Annotated in this window: 20 protein-coding genes; 4 read left to right on the top strand and 16 right to left on the bottom strand. The window is 50.5% G+C overall.

What is annotated here, in order from left to right:
• Positions 1 to 8 precede the first annotated feature (8 nt).
• Positions 9 to 689: an SDR family NAD(P)-dependent oxidoreductase gene (locus ACGHZ6_RS03840; protein ID WP_390617478.1), complete on the bottom strand. Its 681-nt coding sequence runs from the start codon at positions 687 to 689 to the stop codon at positions 9 to 11.
• A 226-nt stretch (positions 690 to 915) separates the two neighbouring features.
• Here ACGHZ6_RS03840 and ACGHZ6_RS03835 point away from each other — a divergent pair, with 226 nt between their 5' ends.
• Positions 916 to 1521, top strand: coding sequence for a TetR/AcrR family transcriptional regulator (locus tag ACGHZ6_RS03835; protein WP_390617477.1), 606 nt, complete (start codon positions 916 to 918; stop codon positions 1519 to 1521).
• 11 nt (positions 1522 to 1532) lie between these two features.
• On the opposite strand, the gene ACGHZ6_RS03830 is transcribed toward ACGHZ6_RS03835, so the two are convergent.
• From ACGHZ6_RS03830 to ACGHZ6_RS03770, 13 genes are all read right to left on the bottom strand, one after another.
• Positions 1533 to 2159, bottom strand: a complete 627-nt coding sequence (locus ACGHZ6_RS03830) for an AAA family ATPase (protein WP_390617476.1) — start codon at positions 2157 to 2159, stop codon at positions 1533 to 1535.
• 119 nt (positions 2160 to 2278) lie between these two features.
• The gene (locus tag ACGHZ6_RS03825) at positions 2279 to 2857 is read right to left on the bottom strand and encodes a Crp/Fnr family transcriptional regulator (protein WP_390617475.1); all 579 of its coding nucleotides are present in this window, start codon (positions 2855 to 2857) and stop codon (positions 2279 to 2281) included.
• 121 nt (positions 2858 to 2978) lie between these two features.
• A complete protein-coding gene (locus ACGHZ6_RS03820) occupies positions 2979 to 3779 on the bottom strand; it encodes a sulfite exporter TauE/SafE family protein (RefSeq protein ID WP_390617474.1) in 801 nt (266 codons plus the stop codon).
• Positions 3779 to 3988, bottom strand: a complete 210-nt coding sequence (ccoS, locus tag ACGHZ6_RS03815) for a cbb3-type cytochrome oxidase assembly protein CcoS (protein WP_390617473.1) — start codon at positions 3986 to 3988, stop codon at positions 3779 to 3781. Before ccoS ends, ACGHZ6_RS03820 begins: the two co-directional genes overlap by 1 nt.
• A gap of 95 nt (positions 3989 to 4083) precedes the next feature.
• Positions 4084 to 6474, bottom strand: coding sequence for a heavy metal translocating P-type ATPase (locus tag ACGHZ6_RS03810; protein WP_390617472.1), 2391 nt, complete (start codon positions 6472 to 6474; stop codon positions 4084 to 4086).
• Positions 6475 to 6507: 33 nt separating this feature from the next.
• Positions 6508 to 7050: a FixH family protein gene (locus ACGHZ6_RS03805; protein ID WP_390617471.1), complete on the bottom strand. Its 543-nt coding sequence runs from the start codon at positions 7048 to 7050 to the stop codon at positions 6508 to 6510.
• A gap of 123 nt (positions 7051 to 7173) precedes the next feature.
• Positions 7174 to 8616, bottom strand: a complete 1443-nt coding sequence (gene ccoG / locus ACGHZ6_RS03800) for a cytochrome c oxidase accessory protein CcoG (RefSeq protein WP_390617470.1) — start codon at positions 8614 to 8616, stop codon at positions 7174 to 7176.
• A gap of 179 nt (positions 8617 to 8795) precedes the next feature.
• Positions 8796 to 9719 (bottom strand): cytochrome-c oxidase, cbb3-type subunit III, encoded by a 924-nt coding sequence (gene ccoP, locus ACGHZ6_RS03795; RefSeq protein WP_390617469.1) that lies wholly within the window; start codon positions 9717 to 9719, stop codon positions 8796 to 8798.
• A 2-nt stretch (positions 9720 to 9721) separates the two neighbouring features.
• Positions 9722 to 9937: a cbb3-type cytochrome oxidase subunit 3 gene (locus ACGHZ6_RS03790; RefSeq protein ID WP_390617468.1), complete on the bottom strand. Its 216-nt coding sequence runs from the start codon at positions 9935 to 9937 to the stop codon at positions 9722 to 9724.
• A gap of 22 nt (positions 9938 to 9959) precedes the next feature.
• Entirely contained in the window at positions 9960 to 10577 is a 618-nt protein-coding gene (gene ccoO, locus ACGHZ6_RS03785; RefSeq protein ID WP_390617467.1) for a cytochrome-c oxidase, cbb3-type subunit II, read from the bottom strand.
• A 12-nt stretch (positions 10578 to 10589) separates the two neighbouring features.
• Positions 10590 to 12026 carry a cytochrome-c oxidase, cbb3-type subunit I gene (gene ccoN, locus ACGHZ6_RS03780; RefSeq protein WP_390617466.1) on the bottom strand — a complete coding sequence of 479 codons (1437 nt, stop codon included), beginning with the start codon at positions 12024 to 12026 and terminating at the stop codon, positions 10590 to 10592.
• A gap of 378 nt (positions 12027 to 12404) precedes the next feature.
• On the bottom strand, positions 12405 to 13628 hold the full coding sequence (locus ACGHZ6_RS03775) for an argininosuccinate synthase (protein ID WP_390617465.1): 1224 nt from the start codon (positions 13626 to 13628) through the stop codon (positions 12405 to 12407).
• 144 nt (positions 13629 to 13772) lie between these two features.
• Complete coding sequence (locus tag ACGHZ6_RS03770) at positions 13773 to 14705, bottom strand: OmpA family protein (protein WP_390617464.1); 933 nt, start codon at positions 14703 to 14705, stop codon at positions 13773 to 13775.
• Positions 14706 to 14914: 209 nt separating this feature from the next.
• On the opposite strand from ACGHZ6_RS03770, the gene pyrC reads away from it, so the two are divergent.
• The 3 genes from pyrC to ACGHZ6_RS03755 are packed head-to-tail and all read left to right on the top strand — an operon-like array spanning position 14915 to position 17113.
• On the top strand, positions 14915 to 15949 hold the full coding sequence (gene pyrC / locus ACGHZ6_RS03765) for a dihydroorotase (RefSeq protein WP_390617463.1): 1035 nt from the start codon (positions 14915 to 14917) through the stop codon (positions 15947 to 15949).
• A gap of 42 nt (positions 15950 to 15991) precedes the next feature.
• A complete protein-coding gene (rnt, locus tag ACGHZ6_RS03760) occupies positions 15992 to 16648 on the top strand; it encodes a ribonuclease T (protein ID WP_390617462.1) in 657 nt (218 codons plus the stop codon).
• A gap of 27 nt (positions 16649 to 16675) precedes the next feature.
• Positions 16676 to 17113 carry a thioesterase family protein gene (locus tag ACGHZ6_RS03755; RefSeq protein WP_390617460.1) on the top strand — a complete coding sequence of 146 codons (438 nt, stop codon included), beginning with the start codon at positions 16676 to 16678 and terminating at the stop codon, positions 17111 to 17113.
• 16 nt (positions 17114 to 17129) lie between these two features.
• Here the strand turns inward: ACGHZ6_RS03755 and ACGHZ6_RS03750 are convergent, their stop codons facing one another.
• Positions 17130 to 17552 carry a hypothetical protein gene (locus ACGHZ6_RS03750; RefSeq protein WP_390617459.1) on the bottom strand — a complete coding sequence of 141 codons (423 nt, stop codon included), beginning with the start codon at positions 17550 to 17552 and terminating at the stop codon, positions 17130 to 17132.
• Between the two features lie 178 nt (positions 17553 to 17730).
• Entirely contained in the window at positions 17731 to 18336 is a 606-nt protein-coding gene (locus ACGHZ6_RS03745) for a peroxiredoxin (RefSeq protein ID WP_390617457.1), read from the bottom strand.
• Between the last annotated feature and the right edge of the window lie 289 nt (positions 18337 to 18625).

Below are 18625 nucleotides of genomic sequence, written 5' to 3'. Positions count from 1 at the left end.
CTTTACCCTTAAGATAAACCTGCCACTGGAACCAATGCGCCATGAATTGCTCGTGAAGCATCGCTGGCTAAGAAGCACATCACATTGGCTAAATCTTCTGGATCCACCCAATCCTGATAATTAGCATCCGGCATGGCGCTTCTATTGGCAGGGGTATCTATGATACTTGGAAGTACCGCATTCACATTAACCCCCTGAGCTTTTAATTCCTCAGACAAACTCTCAGTTAAGCGCATAACTGCACTCTTACTTGCGCAGTATGCCCCCATACCAGCCGCTCCCGTTAAAGCACCTAAGGCACCAACATTCACTATCGAAGACGAATCTCGCTCCAGTAACATTGGCACCATCGCCTGAACCGTATTCCGTAATGTCTCCACATTAATCCTGAATTGAAAATCCCACTCCTGCTGACTGACCTCATACACTGAGGGCCCCATACTGAATCCCCCAGCAATATTAAAAATCGCATCAATAGACCCAATGTCTTTAGCGATATTATCTACATCGTCAGGATTCAATAAATCTACCTTGTAGTGATGAACTTCAGCTGATTGACGTACAACACCCTCATCAAAATCAATATCGAGTAATACCACTGCCGCTCCGTTATCTATCGCCTTTTTGGTAACAGCCTTTCCCAATACACCATTGGCACCAGTGATTACAACACGCTTATTATCTAGCATTACAGCACACCTTTCTCGATAACTGGCTCGAAAGAACCATATTGACTTATAAATCACTCATTAGAGCAGAGCACACAAAGGGTGACAGAATCATATTTTTGTGTCAACATTACGTTTAACGGCAGCGCAATTCATTCTGTAAAAATCACGTCATCTTCGATAAACTTATATTTGTCTTAGACAATGTCTTGCCCTTAACCTAAACACCTATTGCGAAGAACTCATCGTGACCACCAAAGAAAAACCAGCAGTGAGAAAATCCTCAAAAGCCACATCAAAGGACACGGTGATAGATGCCGCTATAAGGCTTTTCGAAACGTCTGGTGTTCAAAGTTCTTCCATGGCAGACATTGCCACTGAAGCAGGTATTTCCAGGAAAACGCTCTATCGCGTCTATGAAGATAGAGCTAGTCTAATTGAAGACATTCTCAATCAACGCCTTTCTGCGATAGGCAATAAGATTCGAAAGAAGATTTCCAGCTTCTCTGATATTGAAGAGGCTCTGGTAGAAGGCTCTATTATCTCGATTGCAGCCGCTCGTAGAGACAAGCTATTCCACAAGATTGTACTGGAAGAAACCAATCATCAACTTGAGCAATACCTGTTATTAGGTGGTGGCGAGTCCACAAAACAGGATGGTATTGACACCTGGTCTCCCATTTTAGATAAAGCGCGTGGAAAAGGTCTGATAAGAAAAGATCTCAGCAATGTCAGAATCCTTGAACTTCTTGTGAACGTTCAGGCTATTCTCTTATTAAGGGATGATTATGGAAAAGATGAGCAACGTTCCTTTTTGAAGGATCTGCTCGTTCCTGCTGTATTGAATATCTAGTAGATCTCGATCTATGGCGAAGCCGACAACCAATGTAACAATGGCTCCCATTGCTCTTTGTCTGTTACAACCCGACTCGGCGGTAAATCAAAAATCCCCACACCACCATCCATAGCCCGAATATAATTCTGGGTATCTCGAATACTGGTAATCAATGGCATATTAACCTGTTCCAAAAACGATACCAGCACTTTAAAGTAGTTGGTATTGGAGCGCACCCGGTTTGCCACTAAACCAACCTTGATATTCGCTTCAGCAAACCAGGGATCTCGATTAAGCGCCATTAAGAATCGCACACCGGCTTTAATATCCGTTGGAGAAGGAAGAATAGGAATCAGTAGATAGGCATCACCGACAATGGCGTCTTTTAAGTCATCAAGACTGCACGCTGCAGGCATATCATGTATGGACCAATCCACACCATTAACCGTAGCGTTATATCCGTTATAGGCTTTTACAGGATCTATCGGCGCACAACCTTGGGGGCGACATTTTAGCCAGTCCAATGAGGATTGTTGGTTATCGTGATCAACCAAAGCTACCTGCTGGTTTTGACCCGCATAGTAACTGGCAATTTGTGTCGCCAGGGTTGTCTTTCCGCACCCCCCTTTTGGGTTGGCGACAAAGATTTGCTTCATGATTGGCGCGCCAATTCCTTGTGCTCGCGGCACTGTATTCTTATGAAGTATTTAATCGCTTGATGTAATGAGTGTATCGGCAGATAAGAACACGTCAATAGTAAAATCTATAGCTATACCTAGACGACGTCCTGATCTCTACGGTCATCTCTCTGTGCCAATTGCGCTCGTGGCTCCACCATATCCAAAATGGGTTCCACTTCGTGCAGGTGGCCTTCGTGTAAATAGTGCAATAGAAGCTCGTCAGTTTGGTGCAAACGCCGACTGGCTTCACGGGCAATATTGAGGATTAACATGGAGAACAGGGTTTTATCCTGTTCAAAGAATAAACTTAAGGTTTCACCCGATAGAACCAGCAGTTCGGTATCTTCAACGGCTACTGCGCTGGCCGAGTGGGACTGCACGCCAATCAAAGACGTCTCACCAAAACATGCACCTTGATCCAGCTCGGTTTTCGACAGGGGATGATCGTCAACATCAAAGACCAAACGTACCCGCCCGGCGAGGACAATATAAATATAAGAGGGATGATCGCCCTGATGAAAAATCAGTTCATTGGCATCGTAATTAACTTTTTTCAGTTGCTGAAAAATACGATAAAGCTGGGTCTCCGACAGACCGCCGAAGATGGAAATTTTGTCGAGTATTGGCAACACGCGGCCAACATCCAACAGAGGTTCACGGGGTACATGTTCCATAGGTCACCTTTACAATCTGGTAAAAGTGGTCTACCGGACTTATTCCCTTAAGAAACCACTTCTATACTTCTTCGACAAAAAGCTTAGCAGTTCTTTCCCCTCTTCACCGGTAGATTTCCGATTAATGGTGATGTTTGTGATGAGTGGCAGGCGATGCATCCTCATTCTTATTCTTATGCTCTGGTGCGCTATGGTTATCGGCATCGGTACTATGCAGTTGATGACTGGAGTGGCCACTATGATCAGCACCGTGACCTGCATGACTGGCAGCAATCCAGATCGTCCAAATACCAAAACCGATAATGAGAAGCGCCATCACTATGCGCAGCCCTTTGGCCTGCAATAGTTGTTTTAACTGATCAGCGAACCAGCCTCCGGCAAACACCGTGGGCAAAGTACCTAAACCAAAAGCCAGCATCACACCTGCTGATTCAATCGCATTGCCCTGTGCCATGGCATAGACCAACGCGGTGTAAATTAATCCACAGGGCAACCAGCCCCATACACACCCTAATGCCACCGCGCTGAATGGATTCTTAACAGGCATTAATCGTTTAGACAAAGGCTGCATAAATTTCCACAAACTCCCACCTAAACGTTCTAAGTGAGTAAGGCCTCGCCACCAGTCAGCCAGATACAACCCCATCGCAATCAGTAAACCACCGGCAACAAAACGCATTACGGTCATGCCACTGCCGCCACTTAACTGTTGCCCTAACAGGCCCACCAATAATCCCAGCAGGGTATAACTGCCAATACGGCCCAGGTTATAACCCAGTAAAATGCTCAGGCGTTTGGATTTTTGCTCCGCCGGTACTGCAAAGCTCAATGCAGCCATAATGCCGCCGCACATACCCAAACAGTGGGCGCCACCAAACAGACCTACTGCAAAGGCCGCCGCGTAGGCATTTACCGGATCCACTAGGATTTTTCCTCTTCGTCGTCCGGCTTACTGCTGTCTTTTGGTTTTTCAGGCTCTTTGGGGTTGGGATTGTCGTCGTCAAATAATATACGGTGGGCCTCGGTGTCGAGATCATCGTATTGGCCGCTTTTTACTGCCCAGAAAAGGAAGCGGATGGCGATGGCTAAGAGCAATAAGGCTACGGGGATTAGGAAGTATAGGCTTTCCACGGTTTTCTCTGTGTTTTTTATTGTGCCATGCTGAAGACACTGGATCCCAGCCTACGCTGGGATGACATTAATGGATAATGTGCCCGATTCATAAGCTAGTTTTTATGAATGCGTAAAGCGTTTACAACTACTACCAACGAACTTAAAGACATGCCTATAGCTGCAAGGTAAGGCGGTATTAGACCCAGTGCTGCCAGAGGTAATGCTGAGCCATTATACGCTAAAGCCCAAGTCAGGTTTTGCCTGATAATGCGCTTGGTCATGCCAGCGCATTCGAAGGCGTTGTTTAATGCGTGTAAGTCAGAGCTTAACAAAATGCTGTCGGCCTGGGTTTGCGCCAAATCAGTCGCACCACCCATGGCCACGGAGATATCAGCCCCGCTTAATACCGGGATATCATTGATACCATCGCCAACCATCAGCACTTTTTCACCAGCCGCCTGAAGCGCTTTTACGCGCTCCAGTTTCTGCATGGGTGTCACGCCGGTGAGACAATCATCCAGTCCCAATTCGTCGGCAAGCTGTTGTCCCACAGGAGAGCTATCACCACTTAGCAACTCAACTTTTAAGCCTCTGGCCTGCAACTGTTTTACACTATCAGCGGCTGAGTCACGTAGAGTATCTTGTAGCGCAAACCAGGCAATAGCACGGGCATTATCACAAAGCAGTAACCATTGCCCCGAAGTCACATCTGGTGCAGTAGGAACTTGGGATAACTCGGCAGCGGCAAAATCGATACGGCCGAGGCGATAGTTAATTCCTTCTACTCTGCCACTCACGCCCTGGCCAGTTTTCTGTTGTAATTCACGGCCAAAGTAACGGCCAGCAAAAGGCGCAAAGGCTTTTGCCAGCGGATGGGATGAGCCCGCTTCCAATGCCGCTGCAATCGCCAGCACCTGATCACGGTCAATATCATCTTGCAGCAACAGGACATCACTGACTTGTGGCTCACCCACAGTGAGCGTACCGGTTTTATCAAAGACCACACGGGTAATAGATGACAGGCTTTCCAGCACATGCCCACGGGTAATTAATAGCCCGCGACTGCGTAGCTCGGCAACGGCTGCGGTCAGTGCCGCAGGTGATGCCAACGACAAGGCACATGGACAGGTAACCACCAATACCGACAAGGTAATCCACAGGGCTCGTTCCGGCTCAATAAAGTACCAACTGGTAAATACCAGCGCCGAAACAATTAATACTGCCCCAACAAAATAACCTGCCAGACGATCGGCCACCGCAACCTGACGCGGTTTTTCTTGTTGCGCCTGTTCCACCAAATGTTCGATAGCCGACAAGCGTGTATTGGCGCCAACAGCCTGCACTTCAATTTGCAGCGGTGCATCGGTATTCAGCGTACCTGCTGTTACGGTATCCCCTGCTTTTTTCTCCACTGCATCCGGCTCACCGGTTAGCAGTGCTTCAACGATACCGCTGCGACCATCAATGACGAGCCCATCACAGGGCACAGTAGCACCAGCACTGATCTGCACCCGATCGCCGGCCTGTAAACTCTTTAACGGCACAGGCGCAAAGCACTGATTATTTTCCTGCCATTTATCGGCCGTTAATGGCAGCAGTTGTGCCAGTCGTCCCGTCGCCAAACTGTTGCGATGCCGGGCGCGCATTTCCAGGTAGCGGCCCCACAACAGGAAGAAGGTAAACATGGAGACAGAATCAAAATAGACTTCTCCGCCACCAAATATAGTCGCCCAGCCACTGGCGGTATAGGCACCACCAATCGCCAAGGCGACAGGCACATCCATGGTGAGGTGACGCATTTGCAAGGCACGCTTGGCGCCCTGGAAAAATGATCGCGCACTGTAGAACACAACCGGTGTAGCTACGGCGAAACTTACCCAGCGGAAGAAGCTTTCCCAAGCTTCCAATGCACCGGCATAAAGTGCCACGGCAAACATACCCACCTGCATCATACCGATACCGGCGACCGCCAAACGCATCAGGGTTGTGCGCTGCTCCTGCAGTTGTACACGGTGCTGTTGATCATCGGTGCCCGGCTGCGGCGCGTAACCGATACGCGCCAGTTCGTGCATCAATTGACTCAGGTTTTGTTGTTCGGGGTCCCAGGTGAGCAAACAACGGTGGGTATTAGCATTGACCTTAACTTCGGTAACGCCCGATACTTTTTGTAAATGATGCTCGATCAACCAGACACAGGCGGCACAAGTAATGCTTTCCAGAATCAACTGCGCCTGACGCTGACCATTATCCTGCTCACGCACAAAGTCCTGCTGGACTTCCGGTAAATCAAAGGGCGCGTACTTATCGGCTGTAGCCTCTTCCTGATCGGGGCGCTGATTTAGCTCACTGCGAAATTGATAAAAGTTGGCAAGGCCACCATCAACAATAGCTTCGGCAACAGCCTGACAACCGGGACAACAAAAGTCTCGGGACTGGCCTTCAAGCGTAAGGGTGAAGTCACTGCCTGGCGGAACCGCCAGGCCGCAGTGATAACAATCGGTCATGCTATAAAATTGGAGAGAGCTTTAGTGTCGGAATTAGGGGCTGGGATCCTGAGCATCAAAGTGGATGCGTTCACCGTATTTAAAATCTACCTCACCTTTTAAACGCCAGCGGGCTTCGGCAATCTGCTCTTCCTTGTGCGGCAGAATACGAACATACCAGTGATTCTCCAGAGTACCTTCATAGTCGGTGCGATAGCGTCCAGGGGACATTTGCTTCAAGGTTAAATACATATCCTTGGCCGCTTTGCTAGGGTGACTGAGTTCAAGCTCCAACTCAGCAGGCAGCTCTTCGTCAGCTTGCAAATTCAGCAGTATTTCACCCAGTTGACGGTCAAATACCAACTCACCACTTAAGCCCATTTCACGGGCATTGGCGTCCTGAACGAAACGCTGGTTAATGGTGCGCCCTTCCTTGTAGTAATTATCGATCACCACATCATCTTTGTTTTTAAAGGCAATGGTGACGGTAATGGTACAGGCGATAATCACAATAATCAGCGGAGCCAGGATAAACCAGGCCCAGAATTGCTTGTACCAAGGGGCTACGGGTTCTTGGGAACCACTAATATTATTCATCTTCTACCTTTTAGAGCTGTTTGTCGCTCCTGCATAAGCAGGAGCCCAGTGTCTTTTTCGTACTCTTCTTAAGCCGCATAAAGAGACTGGATACCTGCCTTCGCAGGTATGACATTAATATAATTATTTCTTGGGGCCGATAAATATGGTTTTTTGTTCGGCCGTCATACTTTCATCATCCTTGGCAGTCACTCGAATCGAGATTTCATTTTTCGACTCTGGTAACTGGTCACGGGGCACCACTATACGTAGCGGCAGCGTGAATCGCTCACCTTCTTCCAGCTGCATAGGACGATAGCCGCGGACTTTATAATCGCCTTCACCTACCACGTCAATACGATAAATATGAGCATTTCGATCCATATTATTGATGTTAACCGTATAGACATTTTGCACCTTATCACCACTGATACGGTACATTTTGGTCCCACGATCACGCACCACATCAATGGATAGCGGCTGGCGATTGCCAATGGCATAGATAAATGCGCTGATCATCACCAAAACGGCCAAAGAATACCCGAACAGACGCGGGCGCACAAAGTGTGTATGACCGGTTTCCAGCTGGTCTTCCGAGGTAAAGCGAATCAGCCCACGCGGATAGTTCATCTTATCCATTACCTGATTACAGGCATCGACACACAAACCACAGTTGATGCACTCGTACTGCAGGCCCTCACGAATATCGATATCCACCGGACATACCTGTACACACCAGGAGCAGTCGATACAGTCGCCTTTACCGTTGGCCTTGTAGTCCTCTTTCGGCTTACGCGGGCCGCGGGTTTCACCACGACCAGCATCATAGTGCACCGCCAGGGTATCGGTATCGTACATTACCGACTGAAAACGGGCGTATGGACACATGTATTTACACACCTGCTCACGCATCCAGCCAGCGTTGAGATAGGTCATAAAGGTAAAAAACAGGGTCCAGAAGGCTGCTGCGGGATGAACATCAAAGGTGACAAAACCATCGGCACCTATCTGCGGCACAAATCCCATGATCAATTCACGTATCGGCGTAAAGTAGCCGATAAACGTTAGCCCGGTAATAAAGGCAATCCCCACCCAGATCAGGTGTTTGCCGCCTTTACGGATAACTTTTTCGGTATTCCAGCCCTGTTTGTCGAGTTTGATACGCTTGTTGCGATCACCCTCGCAGAAATGCTCGGCCCAGATATACATTAGGGTCCACACGGTTTGTGGACAGGTAAAACCACACCAAACTCGGCCCACCAGCACAGTGACGGTAAACAGGGTAAAGGCTGCAATGATCAGCAACCAGGCCAGTAACATGCCATCCTGGGGCCAAAACGTCATCCACAGGATATGGAACTGACGCGTCGGCAGATCAAATAACATGGCCGGGCGACCATCGATGACCAACCAAGGCATCAACAAGAAGCCTGCAATTAAAGGCAGACCGGTATAACGACGGAGTTTCTGGAAAAATCCCGAGACTTTACGGGTATAGATTTTATCGGCCGCTTCGTAAAGCTGACGATAACGGATATGTTGCTCTTCTGTTTCCTGCACTTCTTTGGCGGGAATTTTTTCACTCACGGTTGCTACCTCTTCTATTCCTTGTTTTACACCTAAGGCTATATGGTCTTGCAAGATGTCAGAGGAGGATCAAGTGGATCCAGAAGGAGTCAGTACCGCTCTTGGAGTTGTATATATTGAGCGGTACCGGGAAGGGCCTGTCACCAGATCGGTATAAAGGCCCTTATGGAAGGCAAGACTTATTCGGCGTCTTGCTCTTCTTGGGACAGGCCGTATACGTAAGCAGTCAGCAGGTGAATTTTGTCTTCACGCAGCATGTCTTTTTGCGCAGGCATCACGTTGGAGCGACCGTTACGGATAGAGTGACGAATCTCGGCGGCCAGCTTCTCTGGATCGCCACTGGCGTACAGCCATACATCGTCAGCCAGGTTAGGTGCACCCACAACTTCGCTACCGGTGCCGTCAGCGGCGTGACAAGCGGCACAGTTTTGTGCGTAAACCTGCTTACCTTGTTCTGCCTGCTCAGCATTGTGATCCTGGCCAGACAGAGACAGTACGAACTCACCTACGTTAACCACATTCTCTTCGCCGATGATCGGGCCCCATGCAGGCATGGAACCGTTACGGCCGTAAGTAATACTGTGCTTGATTTGCTCAGCACTACCGCCGTACAACCAGTCAGTGTCAGTCAGGTTCGGGAAGCCGTAGTTACCACCGGCGTCAGAACCGTGACATACAGCACAGTTGTTAGCGAACAGACGCAGGCCCATTTTCTGTGCTAGAGGGTCTTGTGCAACCTCTTCAACAGACATGGCAGAGAACTTACCAAAACTTTCTACGTAAGTTGCCTGAGCTTTCTCTTGCTCACGCTCCAGCTGGTTTACCTGAGTCCAACCCAGGAAACCTTTAAAGTTACCCAGACCTGGGTACAGCGCCAGGTAGATTGCCGTGAATATCAAAGTACCGACAAACATCATGAACCACCAGCGTGGCAGCGGGTTGTCGTATTCTTCAATACCGTCGTAGACGTGACCGGTGGTTTTGTTTTCCGGTGTATCCTCGTCGCTTACCGCAACCTTGCGGTTTGCAAATAAAACCCAGGTTACCAACACCAGGTTGGTCAGGGTCAGGCCAATAATCCAAAGGCTCCAAAAAGTACTCATAATCAGTCCTGCCTTTCTTCATCAGAGTTGGGATGAAGGGGTTGCTTGTTTGCGTTGCTTGCTTTGGTTGCCGCATCAGCGTCGTCGTCGGCAAACGGAAGGTTTGCCGCGTCGTTAAACTTCTTCTTGCGGCTTGGGGAGAATGCCCACCAGCATACGCCGGCGAAAGCAATCATCACCAAAACCGTCGACAAAGCTTGCAATGTAGTGAGATCCATAACAGTTCTCTTACGTGTTGACTTAGCGCTTCTGCTTCAGACCGGGCAGATCACCCAGCTGTTGCAGGTAAGCAACCAGTGCATCAATTTCTGTAGTGCCTTTTACAGCAGCCTCAGCACCAGCGATATCTTCGTCGGTGTAAGGAACGCCTACAGAACGCAAAGCAGCCATCTTCTTACCGGTCAGCTTGCCATCAAGCACATTGTCAAACAGCCACGGGAACGCTGGCATGTTGGACTCAGGTACAACGTTACGCGGGTTGTACATGTGTGCCTTGTGCCACTCGTCACTGTAACGGCCGCCAACACGTGCCAGGTCAGGACCAGTACGCTTGGAACCCCACAGGAATGGGTGATCGTAAACAGACTCACCGGCAACAGAGTAGTGACCGTAACGCTCTACTTCTGCACGCAGTGGGCGAATCATTTGGGTGTGACATACGTGACAACCTTCACGGATGTAGATGTCACGACCTTCCAGCTCAACAGCATTCCAAGGTGTCAGACCTTCAACTGGCTGAGTGGTCTCATCCAGGAAGAACTGAGGTACAACCTGTACCAGGCCACCGAAGCTGATAGCAACAACTACCAGCAGGACCATCAAACCAATATTCTTTTCTACGATGTCATGATTTTTCACAGTCGCTTCTCCTTACGCCGTTTGCGGCTGCGCGCTGGTGGCTTCGTCTTCGTCAGCCACGGTGCGGTATGTGTTGTAGGCCATCAGCAGCATGCCGAAGAGGAAGAAAGCACCACCCAGAACACGTACAAAGTAACCAGGGTAAGAAGCTTCTACAGACTCAACGAAGCTGTAAGTCAGGGTGCCGTCGGCGTTGAATGCGCGCCACATCAGACCCTGGGTAATACCGTTAACCCACATCGCAGAGATGTACAGAACAGTACCGATAGTCGCCAACCAGAAGTGAGCGTTAACCAGACCAACACTCCACATTTCCTTGCGGTTAAACAGCACAGGAATCAGGTGGTAGATGGCACCGATAGAAATCATCGCAACCCAGCCCAGCGCACCAGAATGTACGTGACCTACGGTCCAGTCGGTGTCGTGAGACAGGGCGTTTACAGTTTTGATTGCCATCATCGGGCCTTCGAAGGTAGACATACCGTAGAAGGACAGAGATACAACCAGGAAGCGCAAGGTAGGATCGGTGCGCAGTTTGTGCCATGCACCGGACAGGGTCATGATACCGTTGATCATGCCACCCCAGCTTGGCGCCAGCAGAACCAGAGACATCACCATACCCAGGCTCTGAGCCCAATCAGGCAGAGCAGAGTAGTGCAGGTGGTGAGGACCAGCCCAGATGTACAGGGAGATCAGTGCCCAGAAGTGAACGATGGACAGCTGGTAAGAGTAAACCGGACGACCCGCTTGCTTAGGTACGAAGTAGTACATCATGCCCAGGAAGCCAGCAGTCAGGAAGAAACCTACGGCGTTGTGACCGTACCACCACTGAACCATGGCATCCATGGCGCCGGAGTAGGCGGAGTAGGATTTCCACATGGAAACAGGTACTTCCATATTGTTAACCACGTGCAGCAGGGCAATGGTCAGGATGAAAGCACCAAAGAACCAGTTAGCTACGTAGATGTGGGAAGTACGACGCTTGATGATAGTACCGAAGAACACAATCGCATACGCCACCCATACCAGGGTGATCAGAATATCGATTGGCCATTCCAGCTCAGCGTATTCTTTTGCAGAGGTGTAACCCAGTGGCAGCGTAATCGCGGCCAACACAATCACCAGCTGCCAACCCCAGAAGGTAAACGGGATCAGGAAGCCGCCCCACAGCGGGGTCTGACAGGTGCGCTGCACCACGTAATAGGAAGTTGCAAACAGTGCACAACCGCCGAAGGCGAAGATCACTGCATTGGTATGCAACGGACGCAAGCGTCCAAAGTGGGTATAAGGCTGAAAGATATCATTCAGCTCGGGCCAAACCAATTGGGCGGCGATTAACACCCCCACTGCCATACCGACCACGCCCCAAACGACGGTCATAATGGCAAATTGGCGAACTACATTGTAGTTGTATACCGGTTGTTCACCGGCAGCCAGATTACTACTCATAGTGACGTTCCTGTTAGATTTTTGTAATTAAGGAATCTTCCGGATGACTGTCAGTAACGGCTAATCACGTGACTGCCCCAAATTCACAAATAACACCTACACTCCAGTCCGTAGGAGCACCCCTATCTACGGAGCCGGTCTTTACGGACTTGGTCTTTACGGACTAATCCATTGTAGGTAGCGCATTGTGCCTATCAGGGAGCGGGATTGAATTGACACGTATCAACTCAAACCGCCTTTCTTCCGGTCGGGCCTACCTCAGGGCTGCAAAACCATCCACTGAGTGTAGGCCACGAATCTTTTCTCTGCGTATCCCCTACTTTTAGCAGGGTTTTATTGCATGTTTACTGCAGCGCCGCGGCGTCTCTTAATAAAGAGCTACAGCAGATCGCGGCCTTTTTTCGCCGCAATTTTTAACCGCAGTGCGTTCAGCTTGATAAAGCCTTCCGCGTCTTTCTGATCGTAAGCACCCGCATCGTCTTCGAAGGTCGCAATCGCCTCGTCAAACAAGCTGTCTTCTGAGCGACGGCCAACAGCAGTCACAGCGCCTTTGTACAGTTTCACGCGAACTTCACCGTTCACACACTTCTGAGACTCATCGATAGCCGCTTGCAGCATCTTGCGCTCTGGACTCCACCAGTAACCGTTGTAAACCAGTTTGGCGTACTTAGGCATCAGCTCGTCTTTCAGGTGAGCGGCTTCACGGTCCAGGGTCAGGGACTCAATGGCACGGTGCGCTTTTAACATCACAGTACCGGCTGGCGTCTCGTAACAACCGCGGGACTTCATGCCCACATAACGGTTCTCAACGATGTCCAGACGGCCTACACCGTGAGCACCGGCAACCTTGTTCAGGTGCTCCATAACCTCAGCTGGGGTCATTTCTTTGCCGTCGATGGCAACAATGTCACCCTGCTTGTAGGTCAGTACCGCGTATTCTGGCTTGTCTGGCGCTTCCTCTGGGGAAACAGTCCAGCGCCACATTTCAGGGTCTTCAGCTTCCCACCATGGATCTTCCAGGTTGCCGCCTTCGTAAGAAATGTGCAGCAGGTTGGCATCCATAGAGTAAGGAGACTTTTTCTTGCTACTGGCGAAGTCCACAGGAATGTTGTGATCTTCACAGTACTTCATCAGGGTTTCGCGGGAGGTCAGATCCCACTCACGCCATGGGGCGATCACCTGAATGCCCGGCATCAGCGCGTAAGCACCCAGTTCGAAACGCACCTGGTCGTTACCCTTACCGGTAGCACCGTGGGAGATGGCTTCAGCGCCGGTCTCTTTAGCGATCTCGATCAAACGCTTGGCAATCAGCGGACGCGCAATGGAGGTACCCAACAGGTACTCACCTTCGTAGATAGCGTTGGCGCGGAACATGGGGAATACGAAATCACGGGCGAACTCTTCACGCAGATCGTCAATGTAGATTTCTTTAATGCCCAGGGCTTCAGCCTTAGCACGCGCTGGTTCAACCTCTTCACCTTGACCGATATCGGCGGTGAAGGTCACAACTTCGCAGTTGTAGGTTTCTTGCAGCCACTTAACAATTACTGAGGTATCCAGACCACCGGAGTAGGCCAGTACCACTTTTTTCACGGATGACATAGGCATCTCCCATGCAAGCGGGTCATTTAATCGTAGGTTTGATGCTTTATTGATCAACCCTATACGGAAATTTCGGGGCGCGAATTGTAGCTCCAATTCGGCCCAAAAAATAGGGTTAATTAAGATGGTAGAGGGGTTTACTCCCTATTGGGCACCGGTTCTGACATTACCACGGGCCAACCTTGGCACTTTAGGCGCCCCGGCTTTTTCCAGGCGAATGGTGACACGGCGGTTTTTCGCTCTCCCCTTGCGGGTACGATTGCTGGAAACCTGGTAGCGCTCACCGTGCCAGCGGGTAGTAATTTTGTCCTTGGGTACCCCCTTCAAACTGAGGTACTCACTCACCATTTCGGCGCGATGCTTGGAGAGCTCCAGATTATCACTGCGCTTGCCGACACTGTCGGTATGACCATCAATATAGAAGGCCTCTATCGTGGGATCGGCTTTGACATAGGTAATGATATTGTCGAGCTTCTGCATTTCGCTTGGCTTTAGCTCATCACTACCTGACGGGAAATAGATCGCTGTGCGTTTAATTTGATCGAAATTCACAGGCAGCAGCGAGCCCAGGCAATCCAGATAACGGCGATAAGCGGCACGGAAGTTGACCGAGCTCATACTCACCTGTACCGATTCATCAGCCCCGTACCAGGGCTTGCGGGTAACCACCACCTTGCGGCCATTGTGCAACTCAGCCAGCATACGCTCAGTCAGCCCGGAACCCAGCTGCACGGGTTTACTGCCCTGCTTAACATCCACCATGGCCATGGCCTTGGGCTTTAAGCCAGGGCGCCACATCGGGGTTTCAGACACCAGCGAGGCTTTACCGGTTTTTAGACGGGGGGATTTGCTGTCCAGATGAAAGCGGGAGGCCTCACCGGCTCGACGACGAAAGACGGCATCCCCATAAAAGGGAATCGGATGGGTCATACGGCATTCAAAGATCGAGGCCTCGACCTGCCATTCAGACTTGTCCAGGCGCGGGTGAAAAGTAGCCGCCTGAGCCTGCCAGGCTGTCGTGCTCAACCCCGCCCACAAGCCCGCCAACATTATCCCCGCCAGAATTCGCGCTAACATTATGCCCAACCTTGGCCGCCCCAGGCCGCCTGTTTTACCCATCATTACTTAGTTATCGACTTGCCGAGGCCAGGCTTTAGCACAGAGCTACAGACCCTTTAGCGCTGTGCTTTAGACGCCATTTTCGGTAGGATGCGCGTCTTTTGCGGTACAATACCCACTACTTAGCCTCTTACATGGCACAGCGCTTTACGACAGGTGAATGCATTATGAGCGATACCCTTACCATAATCCGCCCCGATGACTGGCACATTCACCTGCGTGATGGCGACGCCCTGGCCACTACCGTGCCCCACGCCGCCCAGACCTTTGGCCGCGCCATTATTATGCCCAATCTAGTGCCACCGGTAATGGATGCCGAGCAGGCCATGGCCTACAAAGACCGTATTATGGCCCAAAACCCTGCTGGCTCCGGGTTTGAGCCACTGATGGTGCTCTACCTGACAGACAACACCACTCCGGAAACCATTGCCGCCGCCAAGCAGGCCGGCGTTGTCGCCTGCAAGCTGTATCCAGCCGGTGCGACCACTAACTCCGATTCCGGTGTAACCGACATCAATAAGGTCTACCCTGCCCTGGCGGCCATGGAAGAGCACGGCATGCTGTTCCTGCTGCACGGTGAAGTAACCGATACCGCTATTGATATCTTCGATCGTGAAAAAGAATTTATCGATCGCACCCTGGTGCAACTGGCCAAAGACTTCCCGAACCTGAAAATGGTGCTGGAACATATCACGACAAAAGATGCTGCGGAGTTTGTTGCTGAGGCCGGTGACAATATGGCGGCCACCATTACCGCCCACCACCTGCTGTATAACCGCAACCATATGCTGGCCGGAGGTATTCGCCCACACTACTACTGCCTGCCAATCCTCAAGCGTAACACCCACCAGGAAGCCCTGATCAAAGCCGCCATCAGTGGCAGCCCGAAATTCTTCCTGGGTACCGATTCCGCCCCACATGCCAAAAACAAAAAAGAATCTGCCTGTGGCTGTGCCGGTGCCTACACTGCCTACCACGCGTTAGAGCTTTACACCGAAGTATTTGAAGATGCGGGCGCCCTGGACAAGCTGGAAAACTTCGCCAGCGTATTTGGCCCGGAGTATTATGGTTTGCCACGCAATACCGATACTATTACGCTGGTAAAAGAAGACTGGCAGCTACCGCAAGCACTGACGCTGGCTGGCGAAGATCTGGTACCACTGCGTGCCGGTGAGACTATTCGCTGGCGTGTTAAGCGCTAAGCTGTACCAATAACGATCGAGAAAAATCATTAAGGACACCTTGTGAACGACCCTATAAGCACGCCGGACCAGGATAAAAGTTTACTGGCCCAACGTTTTCGAGGTTTCCTGCCCGTGGTTGTCGATGTGGAAACCGGTGGCTTTAACGCCCACCGCGACGCCCTGCTGGAAGTTGCCGCCGTCACCCTGCGCATGTGTGATGACGGCTTGCTGCACCGCGACGAGACCTTTGATTTTCATATCGACCCCTTTGAAGGCGCCAATATCGAACAATCTGCCCTGGACTTTACCGGTATCGATCTGGAAAGCCCGGAACGCGATGCCATGCCGGAAGAAATTGCTATCCCGGAACTGTTCCGATCAATCCGTCGCTCAGTAAAAGAACACGGCTGCACCCGCGCGGTGATGGTTGCTCACAACGCCCACTTTGATCTGGGCTTTGTGAATGCCGCCGCTGAACGTGTGGATATGAAACGCAATCCGTTTCACCCTTTCAGCTGTTTTGATACCGCCACCCTAAGTGGCCTTGCCTTTGGCCAAACCGTACTGGCCAAAACCTGCCAAACTGCCGGCATTGAATTCAGCAATAGCGCTGCACACACCGCAGCCTATGATGCAGAAAAAACCGCCGACCTGTTCTGCCTGATCGTCAATCGCTGGCAGGAACTCGGTGGCTGGCCGCTGCCCCCCATCGATTAACCAAAAGATTTATCCAAAGAGGTACCCATGGCTCGCGTAGAACTGGAACTGCCAGAAGCGTTTTTCTATTCCACTGAGATTGAAGTTCGCTTTACCGATTTAAACCCGGCCGGGCACCTGGGCAATGATCAAATGATCAGCCTGATTTCCGATGCTCGCTACAGTTTCTTTTGCGATATGAAGCTTGATGACACCAGCATTGGTGGTGCTGTGGTCACAGTAACCGATCTGGTAACTACCTACCGTGCCGAAAGTTTTGCCAGTGAAAAACTGAAATTTGAAGTCGGCCTGACGGATTTTAACAAATACGGTGCCGATGTTATTTTCCGCATTACCAAGAACCAGGGTGAGACTCTGGTAGCCCTGGCCAAAACCGGCTTCGTCTTTGTTGATCCAACTACAGGCAAAGTCTGCCCAATCCCAGAGGCATTTATCGATGCCCTGCCAGAAGACTACCGTCCGTAATATTCAGGCTGCAAAGCTAGGTCGCCGGACCTAGCTTTTGTACCAGCCGGCGAGCCACCAAACCGGTTTCACTGGTATCAAAACCGACTTTTTCCCGCACCAGTACATAGGCCTGGGTTGAAGCACCCTCTTCAACCAACACGATGCGCACCAGCTTGCCGGTGGTAAATTTGCGGTTACCCGGTTCGAATGTACCCTCGCCTGCACTCTCGCCGTATAGGTAGAATTTATTGCCGTGTTTTTCGCGACCGGTTTCCATAAAACCGTTGGCACTCAGGGCTTCTTCCGCTTTGGCTTTTGCCGCATCCATGGCCAATGCCATTGAGGTAGTCTCACCCGCCGTATATTCCACACTGCGTATTTGTTGCAGAGAACTACAAGCTGCCAAGAGGCCGGTTAATACAAAAACGCAGAGCCAGTGAAAGTTGATGAGTTTCATTGAACACTCCTGTGTTTCTTTATTCTTACGTCACAGAAGTGTAGTCAACGGTGGGGGATGTGCCAGAATCGGTGCCGATGCCAGGGATGGGGTCTGACCCGCAGGGTCAGACCCCGGCCGTCAGGCACAAAAAAAGGCTGCCTAGGGCAGCCTTTTTGAAGCGTAATGTTAACAGGCCTTAGAGGCTGTCAGCATTCTCGCTCAGGTAAGCAGCAACACCGTCTGGAGAAGCGGTCATGCCTTTGTCACCTTCTTTCCAGCCAGCTGGACATACTTCGCCGTGCTCCTGGTGGAACGCCAGAGCGTCAACCATACGCAGCATCTCGTCAACGTTACGGCCCAGAGGCAGATCGTTAACTACCTGGTGACGAACAGTACCTTCTTCGTCGATCAGGAAAGAGCCACGGAAAGCAACACCAGCGTCGGCGAACTCAACGTCGTAGGCCTGACAGATTTCGTGCTTGGTGTCAGCAACCAGAGTGTACTTAACTGGGCCGATACCGCCTTCGTTTACTGGGGTGTTACGCCATGCGTTGTGGCTGAACTGAGAATCGATAGAAACACCGATTACTTCAACACCGCGCTTGGTGAACTCTTCAAAACGGTGATCGAAAGCCAGCAGCTCAGAAGGACATACAAAGGTGAAGTCCAGCGGGTAGAAGAAGATAACTGCTTTCTTGCCTTTGATGGTTTCGGTCAGGTTGAAAGCATCAACGATTTCGCCGCTACCCAGTACTGCTGCTGCAGTGAAGTCTGGAGCTGGCTTTCCAACTAATACGCCCATGATGGGTCTCCCTTTCATTAATTTGGGGTTAACAATATGTCGCGATCACAGTGGCTTAAACATAGCAGCCAAGCCCTGAATCGCCACCTGAAAAGACCCTTTATTTACGGGGTCTTTCCAATAAAAACCTTGGTGCTTAATAGCAGTTAGCTATGATACACAGGCCACCAATATAGTCCCATTAATTTTTTATATCGCCCCTATTTAATAAAACCCGCCCCGGTTTAGCGGTTGATTCTCGCGCCTGATCACCCCCAACTTATCTATAGCTATAAATTTATAAATAAAA

Source organism: Maricurvus nonylphenolicus (assembly GCF_042854845.1).
Classification (GTDB): Bacteria; Pseudomonadota; Gammaproteobacteria; order Pseudomonadales; family Cellvibrionaceae; genus Maricurvus; species Maricurvus nonylphenolicus.
Note: the sequence above shows the minus strand (reverse complement) of the source record. Positions and strands in the feature narration are given on the sequence as shown.